At 45.4% G+C, this 26242-nt stretch carries 29 protein-coding genes and 1 tRNA gene; 23 read left to right on the forward strand and 7 right to left on the reverse strand.

All coding sequences use genetic code 11. The features are described 5' to 3' along the window. Positions 1–5: 5 nt before the first annotated feature. Positions 6–1316 carry a metallophosphoesterase family protein gene (locus B9N86_RS07780; protein ID WP_208918508.1) on the forward strand — a complete coding sequence of 437 codons (1311 nt, stop codon included), beginning with the start codon at positions 6–8 and terminating at the stop codon, positions 1314–1316. Next, positions 1313–4516, forward strand: a complete 3204-nt coding sequence (locus B9N86_RS07785; RefSeq protein WP_208918509.1) for an AAA family ATPase — start codon at positions 1313–1315, stop codon at positions 4514–4516. Before B9N86_RS07780 ends, B9N86_RS07785 begins: the two co-directional genes overlap by 4 nt. A gap of 71 nt (positions 4517–4587) precedes the next feature. Here B9N86_RS07785 and B9N86_RS07790 read toward each other — a convergent pair whose 3' ends face one another. Beyond that, positions 4588–5631, reverse strand: a complete 1044-nt coding sequence (locus tag B9N86_RS07790) for a YkvI family membrane protein (protein WP_208918510.1) — start codon at positions 5629–5631, stop codon at positions 4588–4590. 171 nt (positions 5632–5802) lie between these two features. Between B9N86_RS07790 and B9N86_RS07795 the strand changes: the two genes are divergently transcribed. The 4 genes from B9N86_RS07795 to B9N86_RS07810 all read left to right on the forward strand — a co-directional run bounded on the left by B9N86_RS07795 (position 5803) and on the right by B9N86_RS07810 (position 7629). Next, positions 5803–6375 carry a xanthine phosphoribosyltransferase gene (locus B9N86_RS07795; protein WP_208918511.1) on the forward strand — a complete coding sequence of 191 codons (573 nt, stop codon included), beginning with the start codon at positions 5803–5805 and terminating at the stop codon, positions 6373–6375. 122 nt (positions 6376–6497) lie between these two features. Beyond that, a complete protein-coding gene (locus B9N86_RS07800; RefSeq protein WP_208918512.1) occupies positions 6498–6827 on the forward strand; it encodes a hypothetical protein in 330 nt (109 codons plus the stop codon). A gap of 186 nt (positions 6828–7013) precedes the next feature. Continuing rightward, complete coding sequence (locus B9N86_RS07805; protein ID WP_208918513.1) at positions 7014–7229, forward strand: hypothetical protein; 216 nt, start codon at positions 7014–7016, stop codon at positions 7227–7229. Between the two features lie 70 nt (positions 7230–7299). Beyond that, positions 7300–7629, forward strand: coding sequence for a carboxymuconolactone decarboxylase family protein (locus B9N86_RS07810; protein ID WP_208918514.1), 330 nt, complete (start codon positions 7300–7302; stop codon positions 7627–7629). Between the two features lie 138 nt (positions 7630–7767). Here the strand turns inward: B9N86_RS07810 and B9N86_RS07815 are convergent, their stop codons facing one another. Next, complete coding sequence (locus B9N86_RS07815; protein WP_208918515.1) at positions 7768–8172, reverse strand: YhjD family protein; 405 nt, start codon at positions 8170–8172, stop codon at positions 7768–7770. 174 nt (positions 8173–8346) lie between these two features. Between B9N86_RS07815 and B9N86_RS07820 the strand changes: the two genes are divergently transcribed. Both B9N86_RS07820 and B9N86_RS07825 read left to right on the forward strand, forming a co-directional pair. Beyond that, positions 8347–8430 (forward strand) — tRNA-Leu (locus tag B9N86_RS07820). Between the two features lie 120 nt (positions 8431–8550). Further along, positions 8551–9531 carry a divergent polysaccharide deacetylase family protein gene (locus B9N86_RS07825; RefSeq protein WP_244562998.1) on the forward strand — a complete coding sequence of 327 codons (981 nt, stop codon included), beginning with the start codon at positions 8551–8553 and terminating at the stop codon, positions 9529–9531. A gap of 111 nt (positions 9532–9642) precedes the next feature. Here B9N86_RS07825 and B9N86_RS07830 read toward each other — a convergent pair whose 3' ends face one another. Next, complete coding sequence (locus tag B9N86_RS07830) at positions 9643–10446, reverse strand: N-acetylmuramoyl-L-alanine amidase (RefSeq protein ID WP_425298604.1); 804 nt, start codon at positions 10444–10446, stop codon at positions 9643–9645. Positions 10447–10599: 153 nt separating this feature from the next. Here B9N86_RS07830 and B9N86_RS07835 point away from each other — a divergent pair, with 153 nt between their 5' ends. Together B9N86_RS07835 and B9N86_RS30595 are read left to right on the forward strand one after the other, a co-directional pair. After that, the gene (locus tag B9N86_RS07835) at positions 10600–10797 is read left to right on the forward strand and encodes a YqzE family protein (protein ID WP_208918516.1); all 198 of its coding nucleotides are present in this window, start codon (positions 10600–10602) and stop codon (positions 10795–10797) included. 83 nt (positions 10798–10880) lie between these two features. Beyond that, complete coding sequence (locus B9N86_RS30595; protein ID WP_280174977.1) at positions 10881–11009, forward strand: hypothetical protein; 129 nt, start codon at positions 10881–10883, stop codon at positions 11007–11009. Between the two features lie 92 nt (positions 11010–11101). Here B9N86_RS30595 and B9N86_RS07840 read toward each other — a convergent pair whose 3' ends face one another. After that, positions 11102–11968: a hypothetical protein gene (locus tag B9N86_RS07840; protein ID WP_208918517.1), complete on the reverse strand. Its 867-nt coding sequence runs from the start codon at positions 11966–11968 to the stop codon at positions 11102–11104. Positions 11969–11993: 25 nt separating this feature from the next. Between B9N86_RS07840 and B9N86_RS07845 the strand changes: the two genes are divergently transcribed. Continuing rightward, positions 11994–12176, forward strand: coding sequence for a hypothetical protein (locus B9N86_RS07845; RefSeq protein WP_208918518.1), 183 nt, complete (start codon positions 11994–11996; stop codon positions 12174–12176). A 229-nt stretch (positions 12177–12405) separates the two neighbouring features. On the opposite strand, the gene B9N86_RS07850 is transcribed toward B9N86_RS07845, so the two are convergent. Next, positions 12406–13365 (reverse strand): YqhG family protein, encoded by a 960-nt coding sequence (locus B9N86_RS07850; protein ID WP_208918519.1) that lies wholly within the window; start codon positions 13363–13365, stop codon positions 12406–12408. A gap of 1 nt (position 13366) precedes the next feature. After that, entirely contained in the window at positions 13367–15193 is a 1827-nt protein-coding gene (locus tag B9N86_RS07855; RefSeq protein WP_425298576.1) for a DEAD/DEAH box helicase, read from the reverse strand. Between B9N86_RS07855 and B9N86_RS29960 the strand changes: the two genes are divergently transcribed. The 12 genes from B9N86_RS29960 to B9N86_RS07900 all read left to right on the forward strand — a co-directional run bounded on the left by B9N86_RS29960 (position 15170) and on the right by B9N86_RS07900 (position 25562). Beyond that, positions 15170–15367: a hypothetical protein gene (locus B9N86_RS29960; protein WP_210190650.1), complete on the forward strand. Its 198-nt coding sequence runs from the start codon at positions 15170–15172 to the stop codon at positions 15365–15367. The two genes, B9N86_RS07855 and B9N86_RS29960, sit on opposite strands and share 24 nt — an antisense overlap. A gap of 187 nt (positions 15368–15554) precedes the next feature. Further along, the gene (locus B9N86_RS07860) at positions 15555–18137 is read left to right on the forward strand and encodes an adenosylcobalamin-dependent ribonucleoside-diphosphate reductase (RefSeq protein WP_425298605.1); all 2583 of its coding nucleotides are present in this window, start codon (positions 15555–15557) and stop codon (positions 18135–18137) included. A gap of 353 nt (positions 18138–18490) precedes the next feature. Then, positions 18491–19111 carry a tyrosine-type recombinase/integrase gene (locus B9N86_RS29965; protein WP_210190651.1) on the forward strand — a complete coding sequence of 207 codons (621 nt, stop codon included), beginning with the start codon at positions 18491–18493 and terminating at the stop codon, positions 19109–19111. After that, complete coding sequence (locus tag B9N86_RS29970) at positions 19045–19275, forward strand: tyrosine-type recombinase/integrase (protein ID WP_244563000.1); 231 nt, start codon at positions 19045–19047, stop codon at positions 19273–19275. Before B9N86_RS29965 ends, B9N86_RS29970 begins: the two co-directional genes overlap by 67 nt. A 271-nt stretch (positions 19276–19546) precedes the next feature. After that, positions 19547–19990 carry a GNAT family N-acetyltransferase gene (locus tag B9N86_RS07870; RefSeq protein ID WP_244563001.1) on the forward strand — a complete coding sequence of 148 codons (444 nt, stop codon included), beginning with the start codon at positions 19547–19549 and terminating at the stop codon, positions 19988–19990. Between the two features lie 236 nt (positions 19991–20226). Then, positions 20227–20778: a GNAT family N-acetyltransferase gene (locus tag B9N86_RS07875; RefSeq protein WP_208918522.1), complete on the forward strand. Its 552-nt coding sequence runs from the start codon at positions 20227–20229 to the stop codon at positions 20776–20778. Between the two features lie 143 nt (positions 20779–20921). After that, a complete protein-coding gene (locus B9N86_RS07880; RefSeq protein WP_244563002.1) occupies positions 20922–21482 on the forward strand; it encodes a DUF6933 domain-containing protein in 561 nt (186 codons plus the stop codon). A 349-nt stretch (positions 21483–21831) separates the two neighbouring features. Continuing rightward, positions 21832–21927 carry a competence inhibitor ComI gene (gene comI, locus B9N86_RS30180; RefSeq protein ID WP_244563003.1) on the forward strand — a complete coding sequence of 32 codons (96 nt, stop codon included), beginning with the start codon at positions 21832–21834 and terminating at the stop codon, positions 21925–21927. A 418-nt stretch (positions 21928–22345) separates the two neighbouring features. After that, on the forward strand, positions 22346–22888 hold the full coding sequence (locus tag B9N86_RS07885; protein WP_208918523.1) for a hypothetical protein: 543 nt from the start codon (positions 22346–22348) through the stop codon (positions 22886–22888). Positions 22889–23226: 338 nt separating this feature from the next. Next, a complete protein-coding gene (locus tag B9N86_RS07890) occupies positions 23227–24120 on the forward strand; it encodes a serine hydrolase domain-containing protein (RefSeq protein ID WP_208918524.1) in 894 nt (297 codons plus the stop codon). A gap of 286 nt (positions 24121–24406) precedes the next feature. Continuing rightward, a complete protein-coding gene (locus B9N86_RS07895) occupies positions 24407–24823 on the forward strand; it encodes a hypothetical protein (RefSeq protein ID WP_210190652.1) in 417 nt (138 codons plus the stop codon). Positions 24824–25058: 235 nt separating this feature from the next. Then, positions 25059–25562: an NUDIX domain-containing protein gene (locus B9N86_RS07900; protein ID WP_208918526.1), complete on the forward strand. Its 504-nt coding sequence runs from the start codon at positions 25059–25061 to the stop codon at positions 25560–25562. A 123-nt stretch (positions 25563–25685) separates the two neighbouring features. Here B9N86_RS07900 and B9N86_RS07905 read toward each other — a convergent pair whose 3' ends face one another. After that, a complete protein-coding gene (locus B9N86_RS07905) occupies positions 25686–26132 on the reverse strand; it encodes an IS110 family transposase (RefSeq protein ID WP_244563004.1) in 447 nt (148 codons plus the stop codon). Positions 26133–26242 lie beyond the last annotated feature (110 nt).

Genomic DNA, 26242 nt, shown 5'->3' on the forward strand with positions numbered 1-26242 from the left:
ATATCATGCTTCCCTTCCGTTTTATTCATGCAGCAGATCTGCATCTGGACAGCCCGTTCGCGGGTATGTCCGGTTTAACAGATCGTGTACGCAAGCATTTGCAGCAATCGACCTTTATCGCGCTGGACCGGATGGTGCAGCTGGCGGTCCGTGAGAAGGTCGATTTCGTCGTTATTAGCGGGGATGTATATGACAGTTCAAACACGTCTTTACGAGCACAGCTCCGCTTCATGGAGGCGCTTGAGATGCTGGACCGGGAACATATCCCCGTATTTATCATTCATGGCAATCATGATCCACTGGACAGTCCAAGGCTGGCTGTAACCTTGCCACCACTTGTGCATGTATTCGGACCTGTACCTGAGTCGGTGACCGTGGTCCGCCGCAGAGATGGACAGGAGGTATCTGTCATTACCGGCATGTCTTATCTGACGTCCAAGGTGAAAGAGAATATATCGCTGCGGTATAACAAAAAGGCTGGGGCTTCCGAGCTGTTTCATATCGGGCTGCTTCATGCAAATGTGGATGGCAACCAGGAGCACGAAACATATGCTCCTTGCTCGAAGAAGGATTTAAATACTGCGGGCTATCATTATTGGGCACTGGGTCATATTCATTCCCGCCGGACGTTGCAAGAGTCGCCTTACATCGTTTATCCGGGCAACATACAGGGTAGAAACATCAGGGAGACCGGCCCGAAAGGTTGCTATCTGGTTGATGTGGATGAAACCGGAGCTGTCGCAATGGATTTCCGTGAACTGGATACGGTCCGGTGGTTCGATATGGAGGTTTCCATCGGAGACTGCCGTCATCCGGAGGACTTACGACTGAACGTGGAGCGCCTGTTGACCGACATATCAGAATCCTATACAACCGGATTCAGCATGGTTCGGATACGTATAACCGGCAGAGGGTCAATTCACCGGGAGCTTGAAGACGGATTTATTCTAGAGGATCTCCTAATCGATCTTCGCCGCAAAGTTGATAATCAAGCCGGAACAGTCGGTTTTGCAGGCTGCGTCTGGGTAGAGAGCTTTTGTCTTTCGTCTGGAGCGGAAATTCAGCTGGAGACACTGCTGCAGGAAGATAGCTTTATTGGAGAATTACTTCGTTTGGCCGAAACGGAGCTTGCTGGGGATATAGGAAGTGACAGTGTGATCGGTCATGCCTTAAGGCCGTTGATGGATCAACCGGAAATCCGGCTTTTACTCACAGGCTCTACACGGGAGGAACAGCGTGAATGGCTCCGGAGGGCGATGGAGCTTACGGCTCTTCTTCTGCTCGACGATCAGGAAGCCGGAGGTGCTTCGGCATGAGAATACAACGGGTAAATATTCGCGGTTTCGGTGCGATACATGACATGGAGTTGGAGCTGAGTCGCCCCATGACCGTATTATATGGGCCGAATGAAGCCGGAAAGAGCAGTGTTTTATATTTCATTAGAGCGATGCTGTACGGCTTTCCGGGCCGTACACAATCCGCTCAGCGCGGAGAGCCGCAGGATGGGGGCGTTCATGGAGGCGAACTGTCTCTGGTGGATGAAAAAGGTAGTACATGGATAATCAGACGTTTCACTCGTCCTCCTGAAGGATCGGTGGCTGGGGGGAAGATGGAACGTGTGAGTGTAACCGTACGAGACTCTGCAGGTATGGTCACGGAAGTGGGTCAGCAGGAGATGGAACGAGATCTACTCAGCGGTGTGTCGGAGAGCATGTTCCGACAGTTGTTTGCCATTTCACTCAGTGAATTACAGGAGATTCGTACACTTCAGTCCGATGAGATGAACAGGTATTTGTTTCATGCGGGAATTGGAGGTGGAAATGGTATTGTTCGGGCGGAGCGAAAGCTGAACCAGGAAATGGACAAGCTGTTTAAACCGAGAGGGAGAGTTCAAGAGAGCGCGAAGATCGTCCAGGACATCGAGCAGCTGCGAGGCCGTATTGCGGAGAGCCGCTCATATCTTCAACAGTACAATCAGGTAATCTCCGAGTTAAGCGAGATCGATAATGGTCTGTCTACGTTGGAGATAAGACGTCATAGAAATATGCATGAGCTGGTCTTGTATCGCAAAGCGATGGAAATCCGGCCGCTATGGCTATCTTGGAAGGAGGACAATCTCGAATGGTCCACTCTTCCTGACAGCTCTTTTTTTCCTTTGGATGGACTTAACCGCTGGGAAATGATGACCGAAGAGCACAGAAATTTGGAGCAGCGGTCCATTCGGATTCAGAAAGCGGATGGGGACATTTCTTCCCGTCTTGAAAGTCTCCCTGAGAATCAGTTGCTAGAAAGGCTCGGTCCTCAAATCGAAGATTTGTGGTCAAAAAGACCGATGTATCTAGCAGGTCAGACAGAGAAAGGCGAGTTGGAAGCCGAGTACAGACTGCTGAATGACCGCCTTTATCGTATTTTACAGGATATTGATGATTCATGGACTCCAGATCACCTGGCATCGCTTAAAGTGTCAGCCTCCCAGCGGGAGGATATACGCCGAATGGGGGCTTCATTTGCCGGATATGACCGCCGGATGGAGACACTGTCTCTTGAGCATAGAGGCGCTATGCGGGCGCTAGCAGCTGCTGAATCATCACTGCGGGAAGCGCAGCGGAGTCTTCGTGAAGAGACGGAAAGAGGGAGCTCCCACTTTTTCATGATTAAGCCTTCCAACCCGCGGGAGACGCTTACCGTATGGAGTAAGCTTCAACTTGAAGCGGAACGCTGGAGGGAAGAACGGCTGACCCGCTCTACGTCAGGGGCATCACAATTGCAGGAGCCCTTGCAAAAAGGAATGCTGCCGTCTTACCGTAAGTTATTAACAGGGTTAATCATCCTGACTGTACTTCTTCCAGGAGTGCTGCTGTGGACGGGAGCGGTGGAAGCAGCGGCAGCTTCAGCGGTGTTGCTTCTTGGAAGTGATCTCTATATGTGGTGGAATGGTCGACGTGAGCAATCCTTGATCACAAGTTCGGGAAATGTTTATGGAGCGGACGGGGGAATCGGTAATGTGGGTGAGAAAGTAGTTTCTAGCCTGATGAACGCCCTTGTTGAAGATCCCTATGCCGCTTCTACAGCAGAGAATACACTTCGGCGTGGACAGAGCAGCGGACAAGACCGCTCTTCTGTGGATCCTGTGGTGATGGAGACCCGTCTGCGCGAATTGCGAAAATTGATGGAAGATTGGCAGTCCTGGCAGCAGCGGCTGGGGCGGCTTACAGCTGAAGTGAGTACGGCAGAAGAGCGGGTATCGGAGCAAAATTCCGAGCTTATACATACAGAGCGGGTAATTCAGCAGGAGGAGAAGCGCTTTCTCGAGCTGGAACAGCAGTGGGAAAATTGGCTTAAAGCGAGGCTGTTACCGAACCGTCTCTCACCGGACGCGGTTATGGACATACTTAACTGGTCTGAACAGGGGAATGAGCTGATCAGACAGCTGGAGAGTCTGAAGATCAAAATAGAGAAGCTGACGCATGAAGAAGAACGTTATGAGGAGGATTGTCTTCTTGTTATCCGTGAGATGGGGCTGGGAGAAACAACGGGATCATCTCTGCTGGAAGGCGTTTATCAACAGTGGCTTGGCTATAAAGAGACGATGCAAGAACGGAAACTGTTATCTGCAAGGACTGCCGAGTTGTTGACAGAGGCTGCCGAAGTTGCCGATGAAATCCTCAAGCTGGAAGAACGGATGCAGGTTCTGCTAAAAGCTTGCGGCGTTGAGCAGGAGGAGGAGTTCCTCCGGCTAGGTGCTGCTGCTATCCGGTGTGACGAGTTGGAGCGCAGCGTACGTCATGCGGAAGTTGCGATGTTCAGCGGCTGGAATTCGGAAGACCGGGGGCAGCTGGAGTTCATACTGGAGCAGTCTGATGCTTCTGAGCTTGAAAGACGGTGTCAGGATCAAGAAGAGGCATCATCTGCAGATGATAAAGTGAGAGACGAGCTGCAGGAACGACGCGGCCGTCTTTTGCAGGAGAAGGAGAGTCTGGAACAAAAGGGGTTGCAGGAGGATGCTCTTCAGCAGCTGGAGGAGAAGCAATCGGCCTTAAAAGACATTGTTGTTCAGTATGCCGTTCGTTCGATCGGAACAGAACTGATCAGCCGGACCCGTAAATTTTACGAAGAAGAAAAGCAGCCCCACGTCCTAAGACTCGCTTCCGGATATGTAGAGCGATTAACCGGTGGTGCTTATATCAGGGTACTGATGCGGATGGGGGATCAGATGCTGCTGGTTGAGCAGAAAGACGGAACGGTTATTGAGAGCGCGCGTCTAAGTCGGGGAACGGCAGAACAGCTGTATTTGGCGATGCGCCTCGCCTTGGCGGAGCTTATGCCGCATAAAGAAAAGATACCGATGGTGCTGGATGATATTTTCGTGAATTTCGATATGGAACGATTGGGATATGCTCTTCAGCTACTTGCAGAGGTATCTTCCACAAGACAGATCATCCTGATGACCTGTCATGATCATGTGGTAAAGATGATGCGGGAGCTTCATCCATCAGTGCAAATTATAGAGATGTAAAAGAAACGGGGGTGTCCCAAAAGGTCTATTGACCTGGGACGCCCCCTTATCTGTTTGTAAGACGTAGCGTCTTACCTTCGGGAAGGTGAAATGCCGAATATAGATAAACGAAGTATCCAGAAGAGACAGACCAACCCGAACAGAGGATAGAGCACAGACAAGAGAGAGCTGAATCCGAATTGGCTGAAGAAATAACAGATCAGCATAATGCCTATGGTGATGGTCTGTGGAGAAAGTGAAGTTCTTTGCTGCAACTGCAATGATATTCCGTAGACATCGGCCACAAACGTACTGAATATTTCTAGGAAAATGAGAATGATATAGACGGTCTGTACAAACCAGCCTAATTGGCTAGCGATACTCCCCATCGGAATTTCAAACTGGGTAATACCGGGCATTTGAGCCGACATGGCGAAATGGGCAGACATAATCATAAAGCCGACCCCCGCCCCGCCGATGATACCCCCCCATCTTACAGTCCTGGCGCTGCCTGTTTGACTTCCAAGAGGTACAAGAACCGGCATAGCCATCACCAGGTTGAAGGCCGTGTATAGCAGAGGAGCAAGCCAGACTGAAGGCAGGCTGTGCTCTGTGGTCAGCGTAAGAAACCGAGTGGCACCAGGTGTGTTCATGGTTTGGGAAATGATCAACACGGACAGGATCAGCATCATGGGAACGACAAGGCTGTTCATAATCATAATGGATTGAATCCCTTTACGAAGGATAAAAAAGGTTCCGACCATGGTCAGAATCAATCCTGTCTGGTAATGAAGATTGAGGTTTTCCATAAAGACGGTGCCAGCGCCGGCCAGCATAATGGAGTTTACCCCCATCAAGATAACGAGCATGATCAGACTGATGGACCCGCCTAATCGTTCACCGAATAAATGCTTGTTTAAATCCTCGTAGGACTTAGCGCCGATCTTTCTAGAGAGGGTCATCATTTTGGTTCCCAGCCAAATAAAAAGCACCGTTGAGAGCAATATAGTGATGGTTGCCCAATGTCCATATTGGGTAAAAAACTGTAATATCTCACGTCCTGTAGCAAAACCTGCGCCAACGATCGTACCGATATATGTAAAAGCTATCTGGAAGACGCGTATCCGATTTTTCACGTAGCAGCCTCCTTGTCGGGTGTGGTTGCGCTTCATACTGCATAGTACAAGGTATGCCTGGACAGCTCCGGACATGACTGCCACTTGTCCTTAGACCGTAACTATAAGACTTGCCGGACTAGTTCGGATATGGTACTTTTACGACAAAGGATTGTCGTGGGAGGTCATAGAATGGATTGGTTGAAACAGCGGATTATAGAGGAAGCCGTGGTTGTATCGGATCAGGTTGTTAAGCTCGATGCTATACTGACACATCAGGTAGATCCTGCATTAATAATGGAGATGGGCAAGGAATTTGCGGCCCGTTTTAAGGACAAAGGTGTGACGAGGGTTGTCACACTCGAATCTTCCGGTATTTCTGTCGCCTTTGCGGTGGCCCATGAGCTTGGGGTCCCGATGGTGTTTGCCCGGCGAAAAAAAACACTGCTGGCCGATCCGGATGCATTGTGTGAGCGTGTGCCTTCCTTTACGAAAGGGATCGTTACGGATATCATGATGTCCCGCCAATATATCGGAGAGTCCGATAAAGTGCTGTTTATTGATGATATCATTGCAAACGGAGATGCAGCCCGAGGGTTGATCAAAATTATCGAACGTGCGGGTGCCGAGTTGGTAGGTCTCGGTGTTGTTATTGAGAAGAGCTTCCAGGCAGGAGCAAGAACGCTTCGCGAACAGGGTGTTGAGGTCGAACCGCTTGTCCGCATCACTTCGCTTGAAGATGGGAAGATCAATTTTGGGGACTAGCTGTTCAAGAGTTGGCATATTCTCTATTTCATTGAACCGAGCCTAAAATTTTTACAACTTCTTTTCGGACCCGCTTTTTTGTCATATAATAAAAGGGTAGGAAAGAGAGAGGAGGCAACACAATGGGGAAAGAACCGGTAACCGAGCCGTTTTTGATTGAGAAGTTGAATGGTGCAAAGGTACATTTTGAACGTGCTTTGGATTGTAAACATACGGAGTTTGATGATCTTTATCCCTATATGATTGAACATCCTCAGTTTTTCTGGTATAAGCGTTATGTTGCTTGGTCTGAGTTGCTTACGATCGCTGGTCTGTGTGAGGAGCTCTCCTACGAATGGAGAGAACAGTTTACATCACAGCAGGTGGAGTATGTTGAGAAACGGGTGATGTCGTCGACGGTGCTTGATTTCTGGTTTGAAAAAAACGATAGCATCGAGCCGGCACAGCGTTAGTGGACTTACAGGGAGCATCTCAGCCGGGATGTTAAACCATATCACACTCAAGAGACCTAAATGATTCCATTTAGGTCTCTTTTTGAAATATGATATATTTCCCGCAGACACCGATTCTTGTCGTATATATCGACACAGGATCATTATTATGGGTATTATACTGCCGAATAGAAGGAGATAAGGACTATGATAAGTGACGAACAGTTGGATGCACTGCGATTATCGGGTGAGAGAGTCCGGGTTGTACGGGACGATCTAGAAAGCAATGATGTTGTAGGCATCGTGGTTGCATGGGATTCGCAACATGTGCTTATCCGCCGCCGAAACCGCCGTGTGGTGAAGCTGGACCGCAACTATAGCTTTCAACTTTTTGGAGAACCGCGGACAAGCCCACTGGCTTAGAAGCATAGATCCTCATCAATAGGGACACCTTAATCAGGAAATCAGATGAACCAGTGAGGTGTTTTGCGCGATGGATTTATCCAATGATAAAATCAGCTCATACAAAAATGAGATCCTTCATCTCAAAGAAGCCATGCCGAAAGTGGCTGAGTCTTATCATCATTTTACAGGGGCCTGTTTCCAAGACGGCGAGCTTGACGAAATGACGAAACAACTCATTGCGCTTGGTATCGGGTTGTTCGCAAACAACGAATTATGCACGTTCTATCATATGGAAGAAGCGCGCTCAAAGGGCGCTACCGACACGCAGATTATGGAAGCTGTGGCTGTTGCGTCAGCAGCAGGCGCAGGACATGCATTGGCTCAGGGATTAATGCGTGTGCAGCCCAACCTTCAGTAGAATTTAGATTTCTGCTGATGAGTAAATGAACCGTCTCGCTTGACTGGCTGAGTGCTGGAAAGGAGACGGTTTTTTTACGTGGTGACGAGAAGGATCGGGCCGGGAAATAGAGTGAATTGATTTGACTTTGCAATGGTCTTACTGGCCAGCTGCTGCGACTTGGGGAGGTCTGGTGTTCGAAGGAGATAGACCAAGATAAACGCGCATTCGGGTCATCATTTCTTCACGGAAGGACGGCCACAAGATTTCCATGCTTCCGACATAACCGCGACAGGCGTAACGTGCTTCGATTCCATTGTGACCTCGGTGTATATCAAATACTTTGATAGTCCGGGAGGCAAACTCCTGTTTAACCTCCCTTAGCAGAATTGCAGCACGCTTTGCACCATTTTCCACCACTTCAACGTACAACTGAGGCGTTTTGAATACGCCGCTTTCCTGAATAATCCGGCAATCTCTTTCGAAAACTTTGTGTATGAACATAAGGAGCAGGTAGCTTTTGATCAAGGATCTTTCTTCTGGTGTAATTCCTGTGATTGCCATTGATGCTCACCGCCTTTATATAGAAAATCGTTAATTAATACGAACTTACGTTCTTATTTTAACCCGTTTTCGATTGTTTAATCAAGATCCAAAAAAATGTTGACTCCAGTTAGTTAGCATGGTATGATATATCTTGTCGCCGCGATGATATCTCATCGAAGTGGCAAGATACATGCGGTCGTGGCGGAATTGGCAGACGCGCACGGTTCAGGTCCGTGTGGGCTAACCCCCGTGGAGGTTCGAGTCCTCTCGACCGCATCCTTAAGAAGACGTTTCCTTGCGGAGACGTCTTTTTTGTGCGTGTTGTTTCTTCTTACATATTTGCTGCTTCTTTCTCAAACACTATAGAACAGGTTTCTACAGTGAAAGGAGAATTTCATGCGTAACATGGGGTCGAAGTATGTAACGGCAGTATGGTCCGCCTTGTTGACAGTTTTGCTGGTGGGAGCTCTGTCCGTTGAGGTGGTAGAGGCTGCTTCGCATGATGTACAGAGTCTGGATCATGAGGTTTGGCGGCTTGATACTTCAGCAGGTGATATAAAGTCTGACACGGGAAGTAGCTTGAAAAAGGATTCGGCTCGGTCCGAAGCAGCAGAAAAAGAGGAGAAGGATTCACCACGGTCAGAACAAGAAAAGAAGGATTCTACGCCGGATAACAAGCTAGCCATTATTATTGATGATTTTGGCAACGGGCAAAAAGGTACCGATGAAATATTGAGCTTGCCGATAAAAATTACGGTTGCTGTAATGCCTTTTCTGCCGACAAGCAAAAGTGATGCGGAACGGGCATATAAGCTTGGTCATGACGTAATTATCCATATGCCGATGGAAGCGAAGCAGGGGAGAGCTAAATGGCTCGGGCCCGGAGCTATAACGAGTAAGATGACGGACGAAGAGATTCGAAAGCAGATGGAAGAAGCCATTGATCATCTTCCGTTTGCTGTGGGTATGAATAATCATATGGGTTCCAAAATTACAGGTGACGAACGGATTATGTCCATCGTGCTCGATGTTTGCAAGGAACGGGGGTTGTTCTTTATAGATAGCAAGACCAATTATCATTCTGTCACCAGTAAGCTCGCTACCGAGAAAGGCATGCCGAATATAGGGAATGAGATTTTCCTGGATGATGTGCATACAGTCAAACATGTTACCAAACAGCTTAAGTCAGCCGCAGAGCAGGCGGTACAGAATAAGTCATGCATTACAATTGGTCATGTAGGAGTATTTGGTGAACGGACAGCTGCCGCATTGAAGGGTTCAATCCCCGAGTTGCAAAGACAGGTGCAGTTCGTTGGAATTCAAGAACTCGTACAGGACAAATCCAGTTGGAAGCCGAACCCATTGCCTTCCTACTAAAAAGAGGCGTTTCACTCTATATGATGAGTGGAAACGCCTTTTTAGGTGATATTAATGCATAAATAAAAATGAGTTAGTTGAAATAAGCGAAAAATGCAAAACGGCCCTTGGTTAAAGGGCCGTTAGATAATTGGCGATACCATCTGCAATCGCTTCGGCAATTCCCATCTGGCCGTTTCGGCTGCATAGCTTTTCCCGGTCATGAGCATTACTGATAAAGCCGGTCTCCACAATGACGGCGGGAACTTCGATCCGGTTTAGCAAATAAAAGGGTTTGCCAACTGAAGTATGGCGGTTGTTCTTATACAGAATGTTCAACTCACGTTGTATGGATTCTGCCAGAATGGAACTTCGCCCCTCTGCTTGATGGAGAACGATACCACCCGTTTTGGATTTGTTTTTGCCCCAATTCACGTGGATGCTTACAACCATTTTTGTAGGAATCTCACTGCTCAGTTGTTTGCGCTGGGCCAAATCCTTCCGATGACGGGATCTGCTGGCATGCCAGCGATTATCATCACTAAGTGCATAATCTGCATCCCGGTTTAATACCGCATGATATCCTTCACTGCGCAATAACATAAACAACCGACGTGAGATCTGCAGATTGATGTCTTTTTCCAAAATATCGCCATAGGATGTGCCCCCGTCAATTCCACCGTGTCCGACATCAATCAGAATGACATCATGAGGAAAAGGGTGGTGCTGTTGCGTTTCCCTGTTTCCCAATTCGTGATGAAGGTGGTCTTCGGATTGGAGAGCAGGATTATGCTGCTGTATGCTGTTAGCCTTCGAATCGGACGGAGATGGAGTCCTAGCAGCCATATGGTTGTCCGCATATACCTGAAAGGATGGAAGGCAGAGAGCAAGGGATAAAGTCATCAGAACAGCCAGTGATATTCGTTTGATCATGATGCGCCCTCTTTCGTCATAATGTGGGTCTTCAAGTCATAAACCATTGGCTATATTTTGTGCAAAAAACGGGAAAACATGCTGAGGTCTAGAATGTTGAAATTCGGTGCATCCTGATAAGGAATACGATAAGTTTGGCGTTTGAGGAGGGTTAATATGGCAAACAGTAATGACCTCATTAAATATATAACGGAACGTGTAGTGACATATATCGATACACCGAAGGAAGACAGGAAAAGAAGGCGGGGAAAGGAACCGTGGACTGTCCGCTGGTTTGGTATGATCCCGTTCTCCGTCTCGTTGTGGAAGGATGATCTGGTGTCCAAAAAGAGCAAAAAACGCAGGGCCAAGTAAATTAGCGCTGCGTACCATTATAGGAACCGGAAGCAGTAAAAGTGGGGATGTTCCAAAAGGTCAATTGACCTTGGGCATCCCCATTGTCTGTTGTGAGACGCTGCGCGAACGAATCATTCCTACACGGTGGTGAACACAAGGCAAGGCTGCAAGAAAAGGTGAGCGAGCTGCTTCAAGTAATGGAACAAGAAGAACAGCGAGAAGCCGCCTAAGGATGAATCCTCGGGCGCCTGGGACAGCTCCCTGTCGGATGATGTTTTAATAAGTTCTTGGTGATCTAAATGGAGATGATGGATGGAGGCTGTTATTCTGATGAATTCGATTCCTCATGGAACTTACCCGGACCGATCAGATTATCAGCGGGTACAAAACGGATCAGGTCGGTTTTCCGCTGCGGTACGGTTACATAAATCGCTTCGGATTCAAGTTTGTCATTATGAAACCAGCGCTGCCATCCCGTAAGATTGAATGGGGCGCCGAAGGCTTCGTTCTGTTTGTCCGCCGTAAAAACGAGTGATTTTCGGCTTCCTGCTGGGAGCAGATGTATCAGATCATTTCCGTTTTTAATGGGCAGTGTCGGTTTGCTAAGCCACATCAGGTTTTGGTAAGGGTCCTGTTCACCTTGGGTGGTTATGACGGAGGCGACTGTCCAAGTACCAGAAGAATTTAAGGCCATAGCTTTAACGTTTTTCTTCCCTGACATAAACGGAGTCTTTGCGTTTGGTGGGGAAGGGACAATATCGTATGTCACAGCATGAACATAGACCGATGTCTTCCCTTTGAGTGTTACTTTCCAGTAGGGAGAAATAGAACTGTACAACGCCTCTACCTGGCTTCCCTGAGGGAGGGAGCTAAGCGGAACTTTACCGTTTTGCGGTTTCCCCTTTAAGATGCCTGCGGCTGCGAGTGTATTTTCCAATGGAGCGAGACTATATGGCAGGTCGGATCCGATACCGTACTCACTTAGGATATAACCTCCGAGATCGTCTGAAGTAATGATCAAGTAACCAAGAGGCTTAGCCCCATCTTCAATGGTTACAAGCCAGCTGTGTGTACCCGGTCCAAGCGGTGTATAATCCAGGCTGGCATCCTGCCAGCTTTTGAAAGGCAAATGGTCCGCCAGGTCGCCAATCGTCTGTTCCGCGAATGTCTCAAGCCGGCTTGGAACCATGGTCTCTGATGCGGAAGCCGTTTGCTTGAGGGATATTTCGGATGATCCGGACTGTGACACGGAAGCTGTTGATGTAGATGATGTTGAATTAGGCGACGCTGTACCTGATGGCGCTGTGCTGGGTAACACTGTGGTGGATGATGTAGTACTAGATGACGTAGTGTCGGTTGGCTCTGAAGCTGCAAATGCTGTATTTGATGGAAGATAAGAAAGCGCAGTTGTTGCAAGCAGAATGGCTGACAAAGTGGCACGAATTATTTTAATACTTAATGTGGATGAAAAGTCTATCATAGGCAACCGCCTTTCCAAGAAACAACAAATATGAAATTTGTAAGTTAGATTTATTTTAATGGACAAGCCCTGAAAAGGCTGTTACAAGATGTCGCGGTCAGGGCTTGAATAACGGGTCTTTTTTTGCCTTGTTTTGTTGATGCGGGTCAAGAGGTCCCGTTACTAGACGAACACAGGTGGAACAGCCCGCAAGTTATGGCGGACAAGCTCACTTTAGGCGAGTACTGCCATTCCATTTCAGAACGGCGGCTTTGATACTGCTCTTGAATTGCCGTCTTTTTCTCTTCGTCGGGTTCATTCAGCAAGTCCTCGTAATAACTGTCCACGATAGCGAGTTCCTCTTGTAGCCGGATTTGAGCTTGCTCCGCCCAGGTGTAATCCAACTTGCCAAGTTTGCTGATTAGATAGTCCTCCAGCATTGCAGCGGCTTGAGGCAGTGTTAAAACTGCAGGACGAACGTGGACATTCTCGGGAAGACGGGGAGTCATGTTCCGGTCTTCCAGCTGTGCAGGAAAGTTATCCATAATTGTCTTGCGGGAAAGGGAGATGCCGAGAAAATGAAGCTCTTCCCGTTTCAAGTCGCAGCTGAACTCAACCTTAAAACAGATAGCGAGCCACTGCTCGTATGGAGCAGAGCGTGTTCTAGGACGCTGTTCTCCACCGGGCTGCTCGAACAGGTATACACATTTACCTTCCTCACGGGAGGCGTCCCAGATTTGAGAGAGTCTGCGGCTGCCATAGATAATATCTTCCCGCTGAACCCGTCCAGGGCCGATGACCGGGAGAACCGGAGCGCTGCCATAATAGCGGGAGAGGAGGGGATCTTGTCCTCCCCCTGGCTGTGAAATTGGTATGGATTCAGCTTGTTTGGCTAAACGCTCGTCATATTTGGGTGGGTCAAACACAAAGCTGAACGACAGTGTCTCGGCCGGTGCTCCGGTTCGCTCCACGAAGCCCCAATAATAAGGGCGGTTGGTCAGCATTTTGTCCGCTTGGGGGGACAGTTTGACAGTAACGTGCTCGGGTGATTTTTCAATGACGGTGCATTCGGTGGCTTCCAGATAGGCCATGAAATGCTGCTGCACCTCCTGCGGCGTCATGGTCATGTTAGGCTTCTTCCTCTCTTAAGGTTTCTGCGGATGACTCTTGTTCCAGATCCCGCTTAATGTGATGAAGCGAGTCGCCAAGGGAACCGACCCGGTTTCGGATTTCGTCATCGCTGCCGGATTCAAGCATGATTTTGTACAGACTCTTTTCAATGGATTCTTTCTTCTCGAACCGTTCCAGAATAACGTCAAGACCGCCAATGACCATCTCGAACATATTGATCTTCTCGTGGAGGAGGTTCAGAATATGTTCCTCGATCGTGCCGGCGGTGGACAAGTTAAAGATCCGTACATCGTTGGTCTGGCCGAGACGGTGAACCCGTCCGATCCGCTGCTCGACCCGCATGGGGTTCCAAGGCAGATCGAAGTTGATCATATGGTGACAGAACTGCAGGTTGATGCCTTCTCCTCCAGCCTCGGTCGCAATCATGACTTGTGCTTTTCCGCGGAACAGGTCCATCATCCAGTCCTTCTTGCCACGGTTCATTCCACCACGGTATGGAACGGACACGAGACCGTGATCCCGGAAATAGTTGAGCAGATATTCCTGAGTAGCCCGGTATTCGGTAAAAACGATCACTTTCTCGTTCATTTGCTTGATCAGCTCAATGGCTTTTTCGGCTTTGGTGTTGGCCTTGATCGCTTTGATCAGGTGGACAAGCTCCCATACTTTATCGCGCAGTGGGGAGTCCTCGGGCATTTTCTTGGATAAGTTGACGAGCGTGACGAAGACCGCATCCCGGCTGCTGCATACTTCACGTTGAAGGGTGACCAGTGAGAGCATACTGCTTAAATTTCCCCCGGATGCCTGATACTGATCTTTGACGAAAGATGTGACCCCGTCGTATAATGACTGTTCTTCGGGTGAAAGCTCGAGACCGACATTGCGTACGGTCCGTTTGGTGAATTTCACGGGCCCTTCGCCCCGGCGGTTGCGGATCATGACCTTGGACAGCTCGTCCTTAAGCTGGTCCTGGTTCTTCGGCATGCGTTTATCTACAACGAAGTTGGCCGAGAAATCGCCTTGTCGTCCCAACTGTCCCGGCTTCAGCAGCGTGATGAGATTGAACAGCTCGCTGAGATCGTTCTGCACGGGAGTTGCGGTAAGGAGAAGGCAGTATTTTTTCCGCAGCTTCTGTATGAATTGATAGTTGGATGTTTTCTTGTTTTTCAGTTTGTGCGCTTCATCGATGATGAGCATGTCATACTCTTCATTTAATAGGATTTCCTGATGCGGATCGCGCTTGGCCGTATCCATGGATGCAACAACGATATCGTTGCCCCAGGAGTAGGCTTTTTTTTGCGCGATTGCCGAAATGCCGAATTTGGAATTGAGTTCACGAACCCATTGCAACACAAGTGAAGCGGGCACTAGAATCAGCACTTTGGAGACTAGCCCGCGTACGATATATTCTTTTAAAATAAGACCAGCTTCAATCGTTTTTCCCAGGCCAACCTCATCGGCTAAAATCGCTCTGCCGGACATTTCGAATAGCACGCGCCGCGCCGTATCCGTCTGATGCGGAAGCGGGGAAAGGCTGCCGATATGCTTCAGGCACTGCAGTTCTTCGAAGCTTGTAACAAGACGGGATTGCTCTCCTTGCACAGCCAGCCGCGACAGGGTCCAATCTCCCCATGGCCCGCCTTTGTCGAGACGGTTCTCTAAATCTTCAAGCCAGGAGCGGTCCACATGGAGTGGGACAGGGAGGCGCGGATCATTTAAAGAACCCGGGCTGCCGGGTGGTTGGTAGTTCACAAAATCTCCTCCTAGATGTCGATTCCAGACGAACGGTGTATGTGTAGTATGGACGAAAAAAGAAGACTTCATAACCTTCCGAATATTTACCTTGTCCCCAAAAACCCGGGAGGTCGCACGGATGCTACATTTGGCGATTTTTCAAGTTCTTTTCATAGACAGATGGGCGAAAAAAGGAGAGAAAATAAGAAAAAGGAAGGCTGGGCCCTCCAGAAAGGTGTACAAGCCTTAAATTTCACATCTTAGGCATAGTTTTACCATATGTAGTGTAGTATAATGAATCTCGCCCACAATATGTGGTGTGAAACCTTATGTTTTCTCGTTTAACCGGTATACATATAGGGTTAAGTTGTAATAGACCGGACTTATAGCGGCTTAAACGCAGATTTATAGAATTTATAGTTTATATAGGAGGTAGTTGTTCTTGAGTACGATGCAAAATCAGCGGCTAGAAGGTTTAAGTGAGAAGATCTTTTTGGACCGGTATGCGTGGAAAGATGCAAATTCCCATAACGCCAAGGTGGGCGATGTGGTTCTGGTTCTTACCAAAGATGATCCTAAGTTCCCGACCAAGGAAGTTGGAGAGATTGTGAAGCGTGATGGCCGGATAGCCACAGTGAAGACCCGCAAGGGTGAGCTGGTGGAGACCGATGTAGAAAAGCTGACGCTGACGATTGAGAAGACACCTGAGGAAATGTGGGACCGCTTGGCAGCTGCAATGGCATCGGCAGAAGCAACGCCAGAACTGCAGGAAGAGTGGAAGGCTAAATTCCGTCATATTCTTGATGACTGGAAACTGGTTCCAGGTGGACGTATTGCAGCAGGAGCGGGAGCAAGCGACGAACTGACACTGTTCAACTGCTATGTTATTCCTTCGCCGAAGGACAGCCGTGGCGGCATCATGGAAACTCTGTCTGAGATGACAGAAATTATGGCCCGCGGTGGCGGTGTAGGTATTAACCTGTCATCCCTCCGTCCTCGTCGTTCGATTGTTAAAGGTGTTAATGGATCTTCTAGCGGCGCTGTATCCTGGGGCGGATTGTTCAGTTATACAACCGGACTCATTGAGCAGGGAGGCAGCAGACGTGGCGCGCTCATGCTGATGATGAACGACTGGCATCCGGATGTGATGGATTTCATCACTGTGAAGCAGACGATGGGTCAGGTGACCAATGCCAACTTGTCGGTATGCGTGAGCAATGATTTCATGAAGGCCGTTAAAGAAGATCTGGATTGGGATCTCGTATTCCCGGATACTTCTGATCCGGATTATGATGAAATCTGGGATGGCGATTTGGACAAGTGGAAAAAAGCAGGTCGTAAAGTCATCACTTACAAAACGGTGAAGGCACGTGATATCTGGCATACGATCATTGAATCAGCGTGGAAATCGGCTGAGCCTGGCGTAGTGTTCATGGAATACTACAATCAGATGTCCAACAGCTGGTATTTCAACCCGATCATCTGCACGAACCCATGTGGTGAGCAGGGGCTTCCAGGTTGGGGTGTGTGCAATCTGTCTGCGATGAATCTGTCCAAGTTTTATGATGAAGAAAATCATGATGTGGCTTGGGACGATCTGGCGACAACGACTCGTTATTCTGTTCGTTTCCTTGATAATGTTATTGATACCACTCCGTATCATTTCCCGGAAAATGAAGCCAATCAGAAAAAAGAACGCCGTGTAGGACTGGGTACGATGGGTCTTGCAGAGCTTATGATCAAGCTGAATATCCGTTACGGAAGTCCGGAATCGCTGGAATTCCTGGATAAGTTGTACGGGTTTATCGCTCGTGAAGCATACCTGGCATCTGCGGATATCGCTGAAGAGAAGGGTTCCTTCAAAGCGTTTGATGCAGAGCTTTACCTGCAAAGCGGATTTATGAAAAATATGTCCGAAACGTTCCCAGAGGTAGAAGAAGCGGTGCGCTCAAAAGGCGCGCGTAACGTAACGGTGATCACTCAAGCGCCAACAGGCAGCACAGGTACAATGGTTGGCACATCTACCGGTATCGAACCGTACTTCGCCTTTAAATACTTCCGTCAAAGCCGTCTTGGCTTCGATGAGCAGTTCGTACCGATTGCACAGGATTGGCTCGACAGCCATCCAGGCGAGAATCTGCCGGATTATTTCGTAACGGCGATGGATCTGTCCGCTGAGGATCATATCCGTGCACAAGCTGTTATTCAGCGCTGGGTGGACAGCTCGATTTCGAAGACAGCGAACTGCCCGGCTGATTTCACCGTGGAAGAGACGGAACGTCTGTATGAGCTGGCCTTCGATCTGGGCTGTAAAGGTGTAACGATCTATCGTGACGGCAGCCGTGATGTTCAAGTATTGCAGACGGAGAAGAAGGAAGAGAAAGCAGAAGCTCCTGCTATTGCACCAGAAAGTGTTGTACAGGTGAATGAGTCCGCGAGCACTGCGGTAAGTGCAGCACCTACTGTTTCCAGCAAGAGTGGTTTGGATAAGCAGTACAAGAGTCGTCCGCAAATACTGCGCGGTGCGACTTACAAGATCAATACGCCGTTCGGTATGGCGTACATCACGATCAATGATTTGAACGGTACACCGGGAGAAATCTTCCTGAACGTGGGTAAAGCCGGTTCGGATGTGTTCGCTATGGCTGAAGCATTGGGTCGCGTGTGCTCCCTGTTCCTGCGTTACGGTGACCATGGCAACAAGGTGGAGCTGCTGATCAAGCATCTCAAAGGCATTGGCGGATCAGGCGCCATCGGCTTCGGCGCGAACCGTGTGGAATCTATTGCGGATGCAGTTGCTAAAGCGTTGGAAACCCATGTGGCAAGCGGAATCCACGATGATCATGAACATGATCCGGCTCCGGTAGCCGCTACGATGGCTCCTGCCGAGCAGTTGGGTGGCCACGGCCAAAGCGGTCATGGTAGCCATGTTGCTACTTCCCGTGACCTGTGCCCGTCCTGCGGTGGTGCTTCGCTGATTAACATCGAAGGCTGCAAAACATGCAGCAACTGCGGTTACAGCAAGTGTTCTTAAGGGGAAAAGGTTAGAGAAGAGCGGTAGGAATTATTTATAGATAATAGGTAAATAGATAGAGATTGATAAGATAATTATCTAAAGATAAATGTCTTCTAGAGATAAAGAATTAAAAGGTTATAGTCAAAGAAATATGAATAAAAGGCTTCGGAGAACGGAGACCTGCAGGTCACAAAAGTGACTTGCGGGTCTCTTTTTTATATTAGAGGGATGTAGTGGTTGGGGATAGCCGGATTGTAAACTTTGCTTGATTTGATGGCATGTACGATAAACCGAAGAAGGTAGGAGGATGGAAATGATCCATTACATATACGCAGGCGGCGGTGGAACAACTGATCCGACACTTCTCTGAAGTGAAGTTACATGTAAGTTCACTTTTGAAGCAGGAAGGGGAGTTTTTTTGTGAGTGGATTAAGACAAGGCAGAGTAGTGAGGTAGATATGCGTGAGCTGGATTTGATTGAAGTTAATTTGTTTAATCCCGAGCAAGAGAGAAAATTGAAAGAACAATTAACGCTGCGGGGATATAGCTCCAAGACAATCAAAGCTTACTTGGGACACATCCGGCGATACGGTGAGGAACGAAAGGTGCGCAGGTGGGGCTATTTCACTCTAAGATACAGTAGACCCAAAAAAGAGAATAAGCTGCCAGACGTATTGTCATTAGAGGAAGTAAGACTGATTCTATCCCAGGTACCCAATATGAAGCACAGAGCCATCCTATACTTAACCTATTCCTCCGGATTACGTGTGGGTGAAGTTGTACGCTTAATACCATCAGATATTGATGTCGCAAGGCGTGTTGTTAAAGTGCGCCAAGGCAAGGGACGGAAAGATCGATATACGATCTTATCCGATACAGCGTATCAACTGCTTCAACAATATATGGAGTTGTATAAACCGAAGAAATGGCTTTTCCCGGGCCAGTCGCTAGGAAGTCACGATCTGTGCAGAAGGTGTTCGAACAAGCGCTAAACCGGTCCAATGTAGCGAAAAAGGTGAGCATTCATGTACTCAGACATTCTTTTGCCACGCATTTACAGGAAGGCGGTACGGCTCTCAGATATACAAGTGTTACTCGGACATCAAAACAGCCGAACTACAGAGCGATATACTCATGTATCTGTGAAAGATGCTAGGCGGATTAAGAGTACGTTAGATTATTGAAAGCGGGGTATTACGGAGGGGGAGTTCGTAAATATCCTGATGAATGGAGTGTTTACGAAGTACGGGAATACGCGTAGTATGGAAGTATTCACGAAGTTCGTAGATAAGACGTTAGCTGAAACCGATGTAGAGCATAAGAAAGAAGGGAAACAAAAATGACAGAATCTATTCTCGTAGAACCGTCAATTAATTACAAAGATGAATACATAGAAATGATTAGAGAGTGGGGAAGAATCCGGAGAGATGATGGTTCCGTTTGTCCTAAAATTTGACTGTGGTGATTTTGATTTGCTGATACAAGAATTGAATAATCTAAGAGACGTCCCAAGAGAAGATAGTACGAAAGTAAACAGTTCTACTTTCTGGCTAGTGGATAGAAACAAGAAAATCATAGGTGTTGTAAATATAAGACACAAACTTAATAATGCCCTCCTTTTTAGAGGTGGCCATATTGGATATGGGATACGACCAAGTGAACGTAGGAAAGGAAATGCAACAGAAATATTAAGACAAGCGTTAATAAAGGCCAAAGAATTAGGAATATATAAAGCCCTAATTACATGTGATAAGGACAACATCGGATCCGTAAAAACCATAACAAATAATGGAGGGACTCTAGATTCCGAAGAAGTTGTCAATGGAATTGAAATACAGAGATACTGGATTGAAATACCTAAGGATCATTGAATGTTGTTCGAAGAAGACACCGGCATCAGCTAACACCATATTCACACTTCGGGCCATTCAGCCCTCGGTCCGCGCGAGGCATTTTGGAGAAGTGGATTCAGCGGACACATCCGCACCGACTAACTGCGCAAGCGCAGCCGGCAGCTTCGCTGCCTTAAGTCGGTGGGACGTCGTGAATACAAGAACGTTATATGAAACCGATGCAATGATAATAAAGACTTAAAGGATGTGTCTCAATGCCACGACTTATTGGTGATCGAATAATTTTAAGAGAGTATTGCAAGGAAGATTTAAAGTTTATGAGACAATGGTGTAATGATCCGGAAATCGTTGATAATCTATCAGATATATTCTTATTTCCGCATACAGTAAATGGAACAGAACAATATTTAAATTCAATACTTGAAGGGAATACAGAGCAGAAAGGATTTGTAATTGCACACAAAGATACTGAGGAGTACATTGGACAAATTGATTTATTTAGAATTGATTGGAAGAATAGATCAACTGAACTTGGAATAGTGATTGGAATTAAAGAGTACCTTGGCAATGGATATGGCACTGAAGCAATAAAAATACTACAGGATTTTGTGTTTAATAGATTAAATTTAAATCGATTACAGCTGGAAGTACATGATTTTAATGAAAGAGCTTATAGATGTTATTTAAAGTGTGGATTCAAAGAAGAAGGAAGATTAAGAGAGAAGAATTTTGTTAATGGACGATATTCAGATACGATCTATATGAGCATATTGAAAAGAGAATATGAAGAATTAAATAAGCAGTAATCTTGTAAGTTATTCTAAGAAGGCATCGGCATCATATAAGACCGTGTTCCTGCTTCGCGGCATCCGCCGCTCGGTCTACCAGAGGAATCTCAGAAAGCAGAGTCAGGCAGACTCATCGATTCCCCTAAGATAAGAGTTATCTAATGGGAATGGACGTCAGGAACACAACAACGTTATGCGAAACCAGTGCGAGAAAGGAAAAAACAAAATTGATTACTCTAAGACTGACTAAAGATTTACTGAAAGATATGAAAACAACTTCACTTGAAGAGATTATTGTGCCTCCGCTTTTAAGTTGGCATGTAAATATCTATAACTTAAACAAACGAAAACACATCGTCTTTGTGAATGATTTGACTAGATTAACTGTAATTGTTGATGGAATAAGAACAGGGCAATTAAAACGATTGAAAGAGAAATTCATTTTGACTCTTCGGGAGTACTTACTCCGAGAGGGAGTTAAAGAAAATTTGATCAATACATATTTAGAATATGGCTCGGAAATAGTTATTTTAAAGACAAATAATAGAAGCGTACTAGGAACGATGAAGGAAGTAACGTTTTTTACCGAAGATGATTTTAATGATAATATTGAACGATTGAAGTGGTTGAATAGATTAATTCATAAGCCAATAGATTACAAGGAACCAATATATTTCTTTAAAGAATTAATCAAAGATCATAAGAACTACAACACAGTGTGAATGTAATACAGGAAGGCACTATCATCGCATAACACCATGTTCACGCGTCGGAGCATTCGTCCCTCGGTCCGAGAGAAGTTAGATGAAGTTTCGAAGAGGCATTTCAGCAGCAGGATGCAAATTCATCGGACATATCCGCACCACCTAACCGCATCGCGACCAGTCGCATGCGCTCCAAGCGTTCTTATAGATTGTTCATATTGCTCTTGTTTTTTATTTAAAAGTTTTATTATCAGCATCCCTTTCATATAACGTTGTTGTGTTCACGATGTATGTGTAAATAAAGGTAAAATATAACTACAATTGAATCTTGGGTGGGCATGGTTTTCCTTCGAAAGGAGGTGAAGCCATGGAAGTGAAAGATGCATTAACGATTATGTTCCTTTTTGGAACGTTCATTCTTGCTCTTTTAACATACATCAATAATAACTACAAGAAAAAGTAAAACCCACCCTAAGATTGGAAGCCGAAGGTGGGTTTTAATCCTTTTATGACCTAGAAGGGATAACCATCCAAGCCAATTGTACTGACCAAGTGTTAGCGCACTTGGTCTTTATTAAATATATACTATCATATTAGAAAAGATGAATCAAAGCATGGAATAAATAAAGGAAGATCGAAAATAAATTGAAAAGATTTATACATGAAGATTGAAAGTGACTCAAAGATGGCATCCCCATCATATAACAATACATCTACGCTACGGGGCATTCGCCCCTTGGTTGTCAGGAGTTAAGCGCAGAAGCCTGTTCAGACGACACACGACCCGGCCTAAGATAAGAGCTATCTAAGGCCCGGTCGTCTCGTAGATGCGGGAACGTTATCCGAAACCACCTTATTTAAAAACCAAGGAGATTAAAAGTATGATATGGGAGTCATCCTACTGGAAAGATGATCTATTGGCACTTTCAGAGAAGATCAATAATAAGTATCGAAAAGTAATTTTCTCTGATGAAACAGCGGTAGAATTTGAGAAAGATATAATGTTAGCCCTGTATTCTGTTCGGAAACTAGAGGAAGCAAGCAAGCTTTCTTCAAGTACAAAAGGAATTCAATTAGAAGTAAAATCATATAAAAACCTAAAAAATGTTACAAAATTGAACTGGCATAAAATTGATGAATTATTTGATTTAGATAATCCCAAAATTGAGAAGTTGAGCGCGGATAAATTATATAATCAAATCATTCACAGCTATATTTTTCTGATCTCAACTGATGAAACAGGCGTGATTGATGGTTATTTCTTTTGTTCAGATCGAATGCGCAATAGAAAACTATATTATATAGAATTGATGGAGCTAGAAAGATTCATTTCAATTGTAGGAAACGATTATCCAACTAAAGAAATTTTTGATTTTGATGAGTCAATACAAGATTATAGAATCTATTCAGAAACAAAGAAATAATAAATAATAACATGAGTTTTTTCGAAGAAGAGGTGGCATCGGATAACACAGTATCTACGCTGCGGGCGTTGCCCTTGGTTCGCAAGTAGTGATAATCGGAGAAGTTGAATCAACTCACAACCCTGCGAGGCTAAGTCCGTCGGACCCGGTCGCTGACGCTCCCTTAAGCCTCTCGGGTTCGCAGATACAAAAACGTTAACTGAAATTGCTGCAAATAAAGTATGAAAGGATTAGCTTAGATGCAAAACAAAAACACATGGCCTATTTCCACACCAGATCAATATAACATGGATCAGGAATACATTGAGAAACTAGAAAAAGCTGTAAAGTAAACAAAGGTGAAGAGTTGTCTGATTTTAAGAGAAGGTGCATTAGTCTATCAATATTACAAAAGCAATAAAATTAGAGATAACCTTCAGCGGATTAATTCATGTACCAAAAGTATCATTTCCATACTAATAGGGATTGCGATAAAGGAAGGATTTATACCTTCGGTTAATATGACTATGGAACATTATTTTCCTGATATAGTGAACAATCAAGCAGACTCACGGAAGAAAGACATTACTATTGAACACATTCTGACGATGAGCGTTGAGTTGGATTGGCCGGAGTTCGGTGAATGGAACTATATGCCTCCAATGTTTACCCACGATGTAGTAAAGTTTGTATTCGATAGGGAACTAGTTAACGATCCGGGAACACGAATGAACTATAACTCGGGGTGTTCTCATGTGCTTTCCGCGATTTTAACTAAAGCAACCGGCATGAAAACTTCCGACTTTGCAGAACAGTATTTATTTAATCCGTTAGGTATAGATAAGGATTATCTGTGGTTCGAGGATGCCAAAGGCATTAGTTATGGTTCAGATGGTCTTCGGCTTCTCCCGTATGATTTAGCCAAAATTGGTCAGTTGTACTTGCAGAAAGGTATCTGGAAAGGAAATCAGATCGTACCTTCAGAATGGGTCAGGAAGTCTACGGAGCCTTACTTATTAACCTATGAATATATTGGTCATTATGCTTCTCATTGGTGGGTAGCTAAGCTAGATCCCGATCAGAAAGATTTTTCTTTGAATAACAGAATGTTTTTTGCAATGGGAAGGAACGGACAATTTATTATTGTCATTCCAAGTTTGCAAACTGTAGTCGTGTTTACAAGTGCGCTGGATAATACTGTAAAACCTTTGGGTTTTGTACGTGAATACATTGTTAAATCGATGGTTAACTAAATCGTAAAAAAGCAGAAAAATAAGGGTTGTCAAAAACAAACAAGTATGTTGGAAAGTTAGTCAGAGAAGGCAGGAACATCAGTTAACACCGTATCTAAGCTGCGGTCTTTGTCCTTGGTTCGCAAGAAGCGGTAAGCAGAGAAGTTGAACCAGCGAACAACCCTGCGAGGCTAAGTCCGTCGGACCCGGTCGCATACGCTCCCTTAAGCCTCTCGGGTTCGTAGATACAAGAACGTTAACTGAAATTGCTGTAAAGAATAAAAGCATATCAAAACCTGTATTAAGGATGATGGATGTGTATATTGTCAAAGCATCAAATCAGAAATATCAATGGATATCAGGAATATTCAAAGAAGAAAAAGAAGTTCAAAAATACATGTGTACGATACCAAAGGACTTGAAAAGCCACCAGTTAATAATCGAACTTCAGAACACGAATTATCCATTTTACATTATTGAAAGAGAGAATGAATTTGAATACATAGAAGTACAAGAATTGTTACAAATGATTGATGGAATTGAGTTAACAGAAGAAGAGAATAGAGTTTATTTTAATATTTACATAATAGAATCGGATTATAAGCCTAAAAAGCCAGGGACAGATTATATGGGGGTAATTAAGCACGAGCATGTAACGAATGATTTTATAGGATGGTACAAGAGAAAAGGAAAGAGCTGTTTAATACAAAGAGGAATCTTGTAAGTATTTTCAGTGATGCCCACAACATCAGTTAACACCGTATCTACGCTGTGGGCTCTGCCCTTGGTTCGCAAGAAGCGGTAAACAGAGAAGTGGTTTCAGCTCACAACCCTGTGAGGCTAAGTCCGTCGGACCCGGTCGTTGGCACTCCCTTAAGCCTCTGGGGTTCGCAGATGGCAAGAACGTTATGAGAAAGTGATGTATTTATAAAACATTGTATAGTGGGAGATTATTCTAGATGATTCGAAATACAGTAAGAGCACTGATTATTCAGGATGATAAGCTTTTATTAATTAAGAAAAAGAGACCGAATATTGGTCTTTATTATGCACTACCTGGAGGAGCTCAAGAATCGAACGAAACATTAGAACAGGCACTAATTCGTGAATGTATAGAAGAACTAGGTATTGAAATATCGAGTAGTAATTTAATTTGTGTAAGGGAATACATATCTCGCAATCATGAATACTCTTTCATTATGAAGGAAGTTCATTCTATTGATTTTATTTATGAGTGCAACACTCAATTCCTTAATAATGAATTAAGAAGCTTACAAGCTGATATTGGACAGGTCGGGATTGAATGGTTACCAATTAATGAAATTAAGAAGACAGTATATGAATCAGAAGAATCATTAAAGTCATATAAATTCCCTAGAACAACCTATGAATTCTTTAAAGAATATTTTTCAGATCAATTAATAAAACCATATTCTGGTAAGATATTTGAGAGTATCCCATAGAAGACATCACCATCTCATAAACCAGCTAATCAAAGTCAACTCTATCAATAAAATAACTTCGTTTATTAAAAGTAAGATACCTAAATAGACCTACCCAGAAGAGTAGATATCACTGGAAGTTAATTACCAATTCAGGGGTTTAACCAGCTTGAAAAGCTCTACCAGAGTTCCACATTCCAAAAATAATGCGTAAAAGCTTGTGAGAAGTTGCAACAATTGCGACTTTGCCGGTTTGCCTTCGTTTCGTTTTTGCTGATAAAATTGAAAGAGAGTCGAATTTCTTGGTCCATGAATTTGTTTGGAGATGGCTGCGACAGTGGCCTGATAAAGAGCAGTTCGTAGGTACTGAGAGCCTCGTTTAGATATTCGATTCTTCTTCGATTTGAAGGTTCCCGATTCGTGAACAGCTGAGTCAAGCCCGGCAAAAGCTGCTAGTTGTTTCACGGAGGGGAACCTTTTTATATCTCCGATTTCAGCGATTAACATGGCTGCTGTTAATGGACCAATGCCTGAAATGTTTCGAAGAAGATGGTAGAGGTTTTGAATAGTTTCCTGTGGCTTTGAGGACAAACTTTAGGCTCCTGATCCGTGACATGCAAGAGTCGGTGAAGATCATCATTTGAATGGATGAATGAAAAAGGCTTGTAGAAACATTCGTTATAGGAAAGAAAAGCAGCAGC

It is taken from the genome of Paenibacillus uliginis N3/975, from assembly GCF_900177425.1.
In the GTDB taxonomy this organism is placed as follows: domain Bacteria; phylum Bacillota; class Bacilli; order Paenibacillales; family Paenibacillaceae; genus Paenibacillus_AQ; species Paenibacillus_AQ uliginis.

Excerpts from the sequence above, each read along its gene's own strand:
- B9N86_RS07780 (WP_208918508.1), top strand. The coding sequence starts at position 6 with ATGCTTCCCTTCCGTTTTATTCATGCAGCAGATCTGCATCTGGACAGC.
- B9N86_RS07785 (WP_208918509.1), top strand. The coding sequence starts at position 1,313 with ATGAGAATACAACGGGTAAATATTCGCGGTTTCGGTGCGATACATGAC.
- B9N86_RS07795 (WP_208918511.1), top strand. The coding sequence starts at position 5,803 with ATGGATTGGTTGAAACAGCGGATTATAGAGGAAGCCGTGGTTGTATCG.
- B9N86_RS07800 (WP_208918512.1), top strand. The coding sequence starts at position 6,498 with ATGGGGAAAGAACCGGTAACCGAGCCGTTTTTGATTGAGAAGTTGAAT.
- B9N86_RS07805 (WP_208918513.1), top strand. The coding sequence starts at position 7,014 with ATGATAAGTGACGAACAGTTGGATGCACTGCGATTATCGGGTGAGAGA.
- B9N86_RS07810 (WP_208918514.1), top strand. The coding sequence starts at position 7,300 with ATGGATTTATCCAATGATAAAATCAGCTCATACAAAAATGAGATCCTT.
- B9N86_RS07815 (WP_208918515.1), bottom strand. The coding sequence starts at position 8,172 with ATGGCAATCACAGGAATTACACCAGAAGAAAGATCCTTGATCAAAAGC.
- B9N86_RS07825 (WP_244562998.1), top strand. The coding sequence starts at position 8,551 with ATGCGTAACATGGGGTCGAAGTATGTAACGGCAGTATGGTCCGCCTTG.
- B9N86_RS07835 (WP_208918516.1), top strand. The coding sequence starts at position 10,600 with ATGGCAAACAGTAATGACCTCATTAAATATATAACGGAACGTGTAGTG.
- B9N86_RS07840 (WP_208918517.1), bottom strand. The coding sequence starts at position 11,968 with ATGGTTCCAAGCCGGCTTGAGACATTCGCGGAACAGACGATTGGCGAC.
- B9N86_RS07850 (WP_208918519.1), bottom strand. The coding sequence starts at position 13,365 with ATGACCATGACGCCGCAGGAGGTGCAGCAGCATTTCATGGCCTATCTG.
- B9N86_RS29960 (WP_210190650.1), top strand. The coding sequence starts at position 15,170 with ATGGACGAAAAAAGAAGACTTCATAACCTTCCGAATATTTACCTTGTC.
- B9N86_RS07855 (WP_425298576.1), bottom strand. The coding sequence starts at position 15,193 with ATGAAGTCTTCTTTTTTCGTCCATACTACACATACACCGTTCGTCTGG.
- B9N86_RS07860 (WP_425298605.1), top strand. The coding sequence starts at position 15,555 with ATGCAAAATCAGCGGCTAGAAGGTTTAAGTGAGAAGATCTTTTTGGAC.
- B9N86_RS29970 (WP_244563000.1), top strand. The coding sequence starts at position 19,045 with ATGGCTTTTCCCGGGCCAGTCGCTAGGAAGTCACGATCTGTGCAGAAG.
- B9N86_RS07870 (WP_244563001.1), top strand. The coding sequence starts at position 19,547 with ATGATGGTTCCGTTTGTCCTAAAATTTGACTGTGGTGATTTTGATTTG.
- B9N86_RS07875 (WP_208918522.1), top strand. The coding sequence starts at position 20,227 with ATGCCACGACTTATTGGTGATCGAATAATTTTAAGAGAGTATTGCAAG.
- B9N86_RS07880 (WP_244563002.1), top strand. The coding sequence starts at position 20,922 with ATGGGAATGGACGTCAGGAACACAACAACGTTATGCGAAACCAGTGCG.
- comI (WP_244563003.1), top strand. The coding sequence starts at position 21,832 with ATGGAAGTGAAAGATGCATTAACGATTATGTTCCTTTTTGGAACGTTC.
- B9N86_RS07885 (WP_208918523.1), top strand. The coding sequence starts at position 22,346 with ATGATATGGGAGTCATCCTACTGGAAAGATGATCTATTGGCACTTTCA.
- B9N86_RS07895 (WP_210190652.1), top strand. The coding sequence starts at position 24,407 with ATGATGGATGTGTATATTGTCAAAGCATCAAATCAGAAATATCAATGG.
- B9N86_RS07900 (WP_208918526.1), top strand. The coding sequence starts at position 25,059 with ATGATTCGAAATACAGTAAGAGCACTGATTATTCAGGATGATAAGCTT.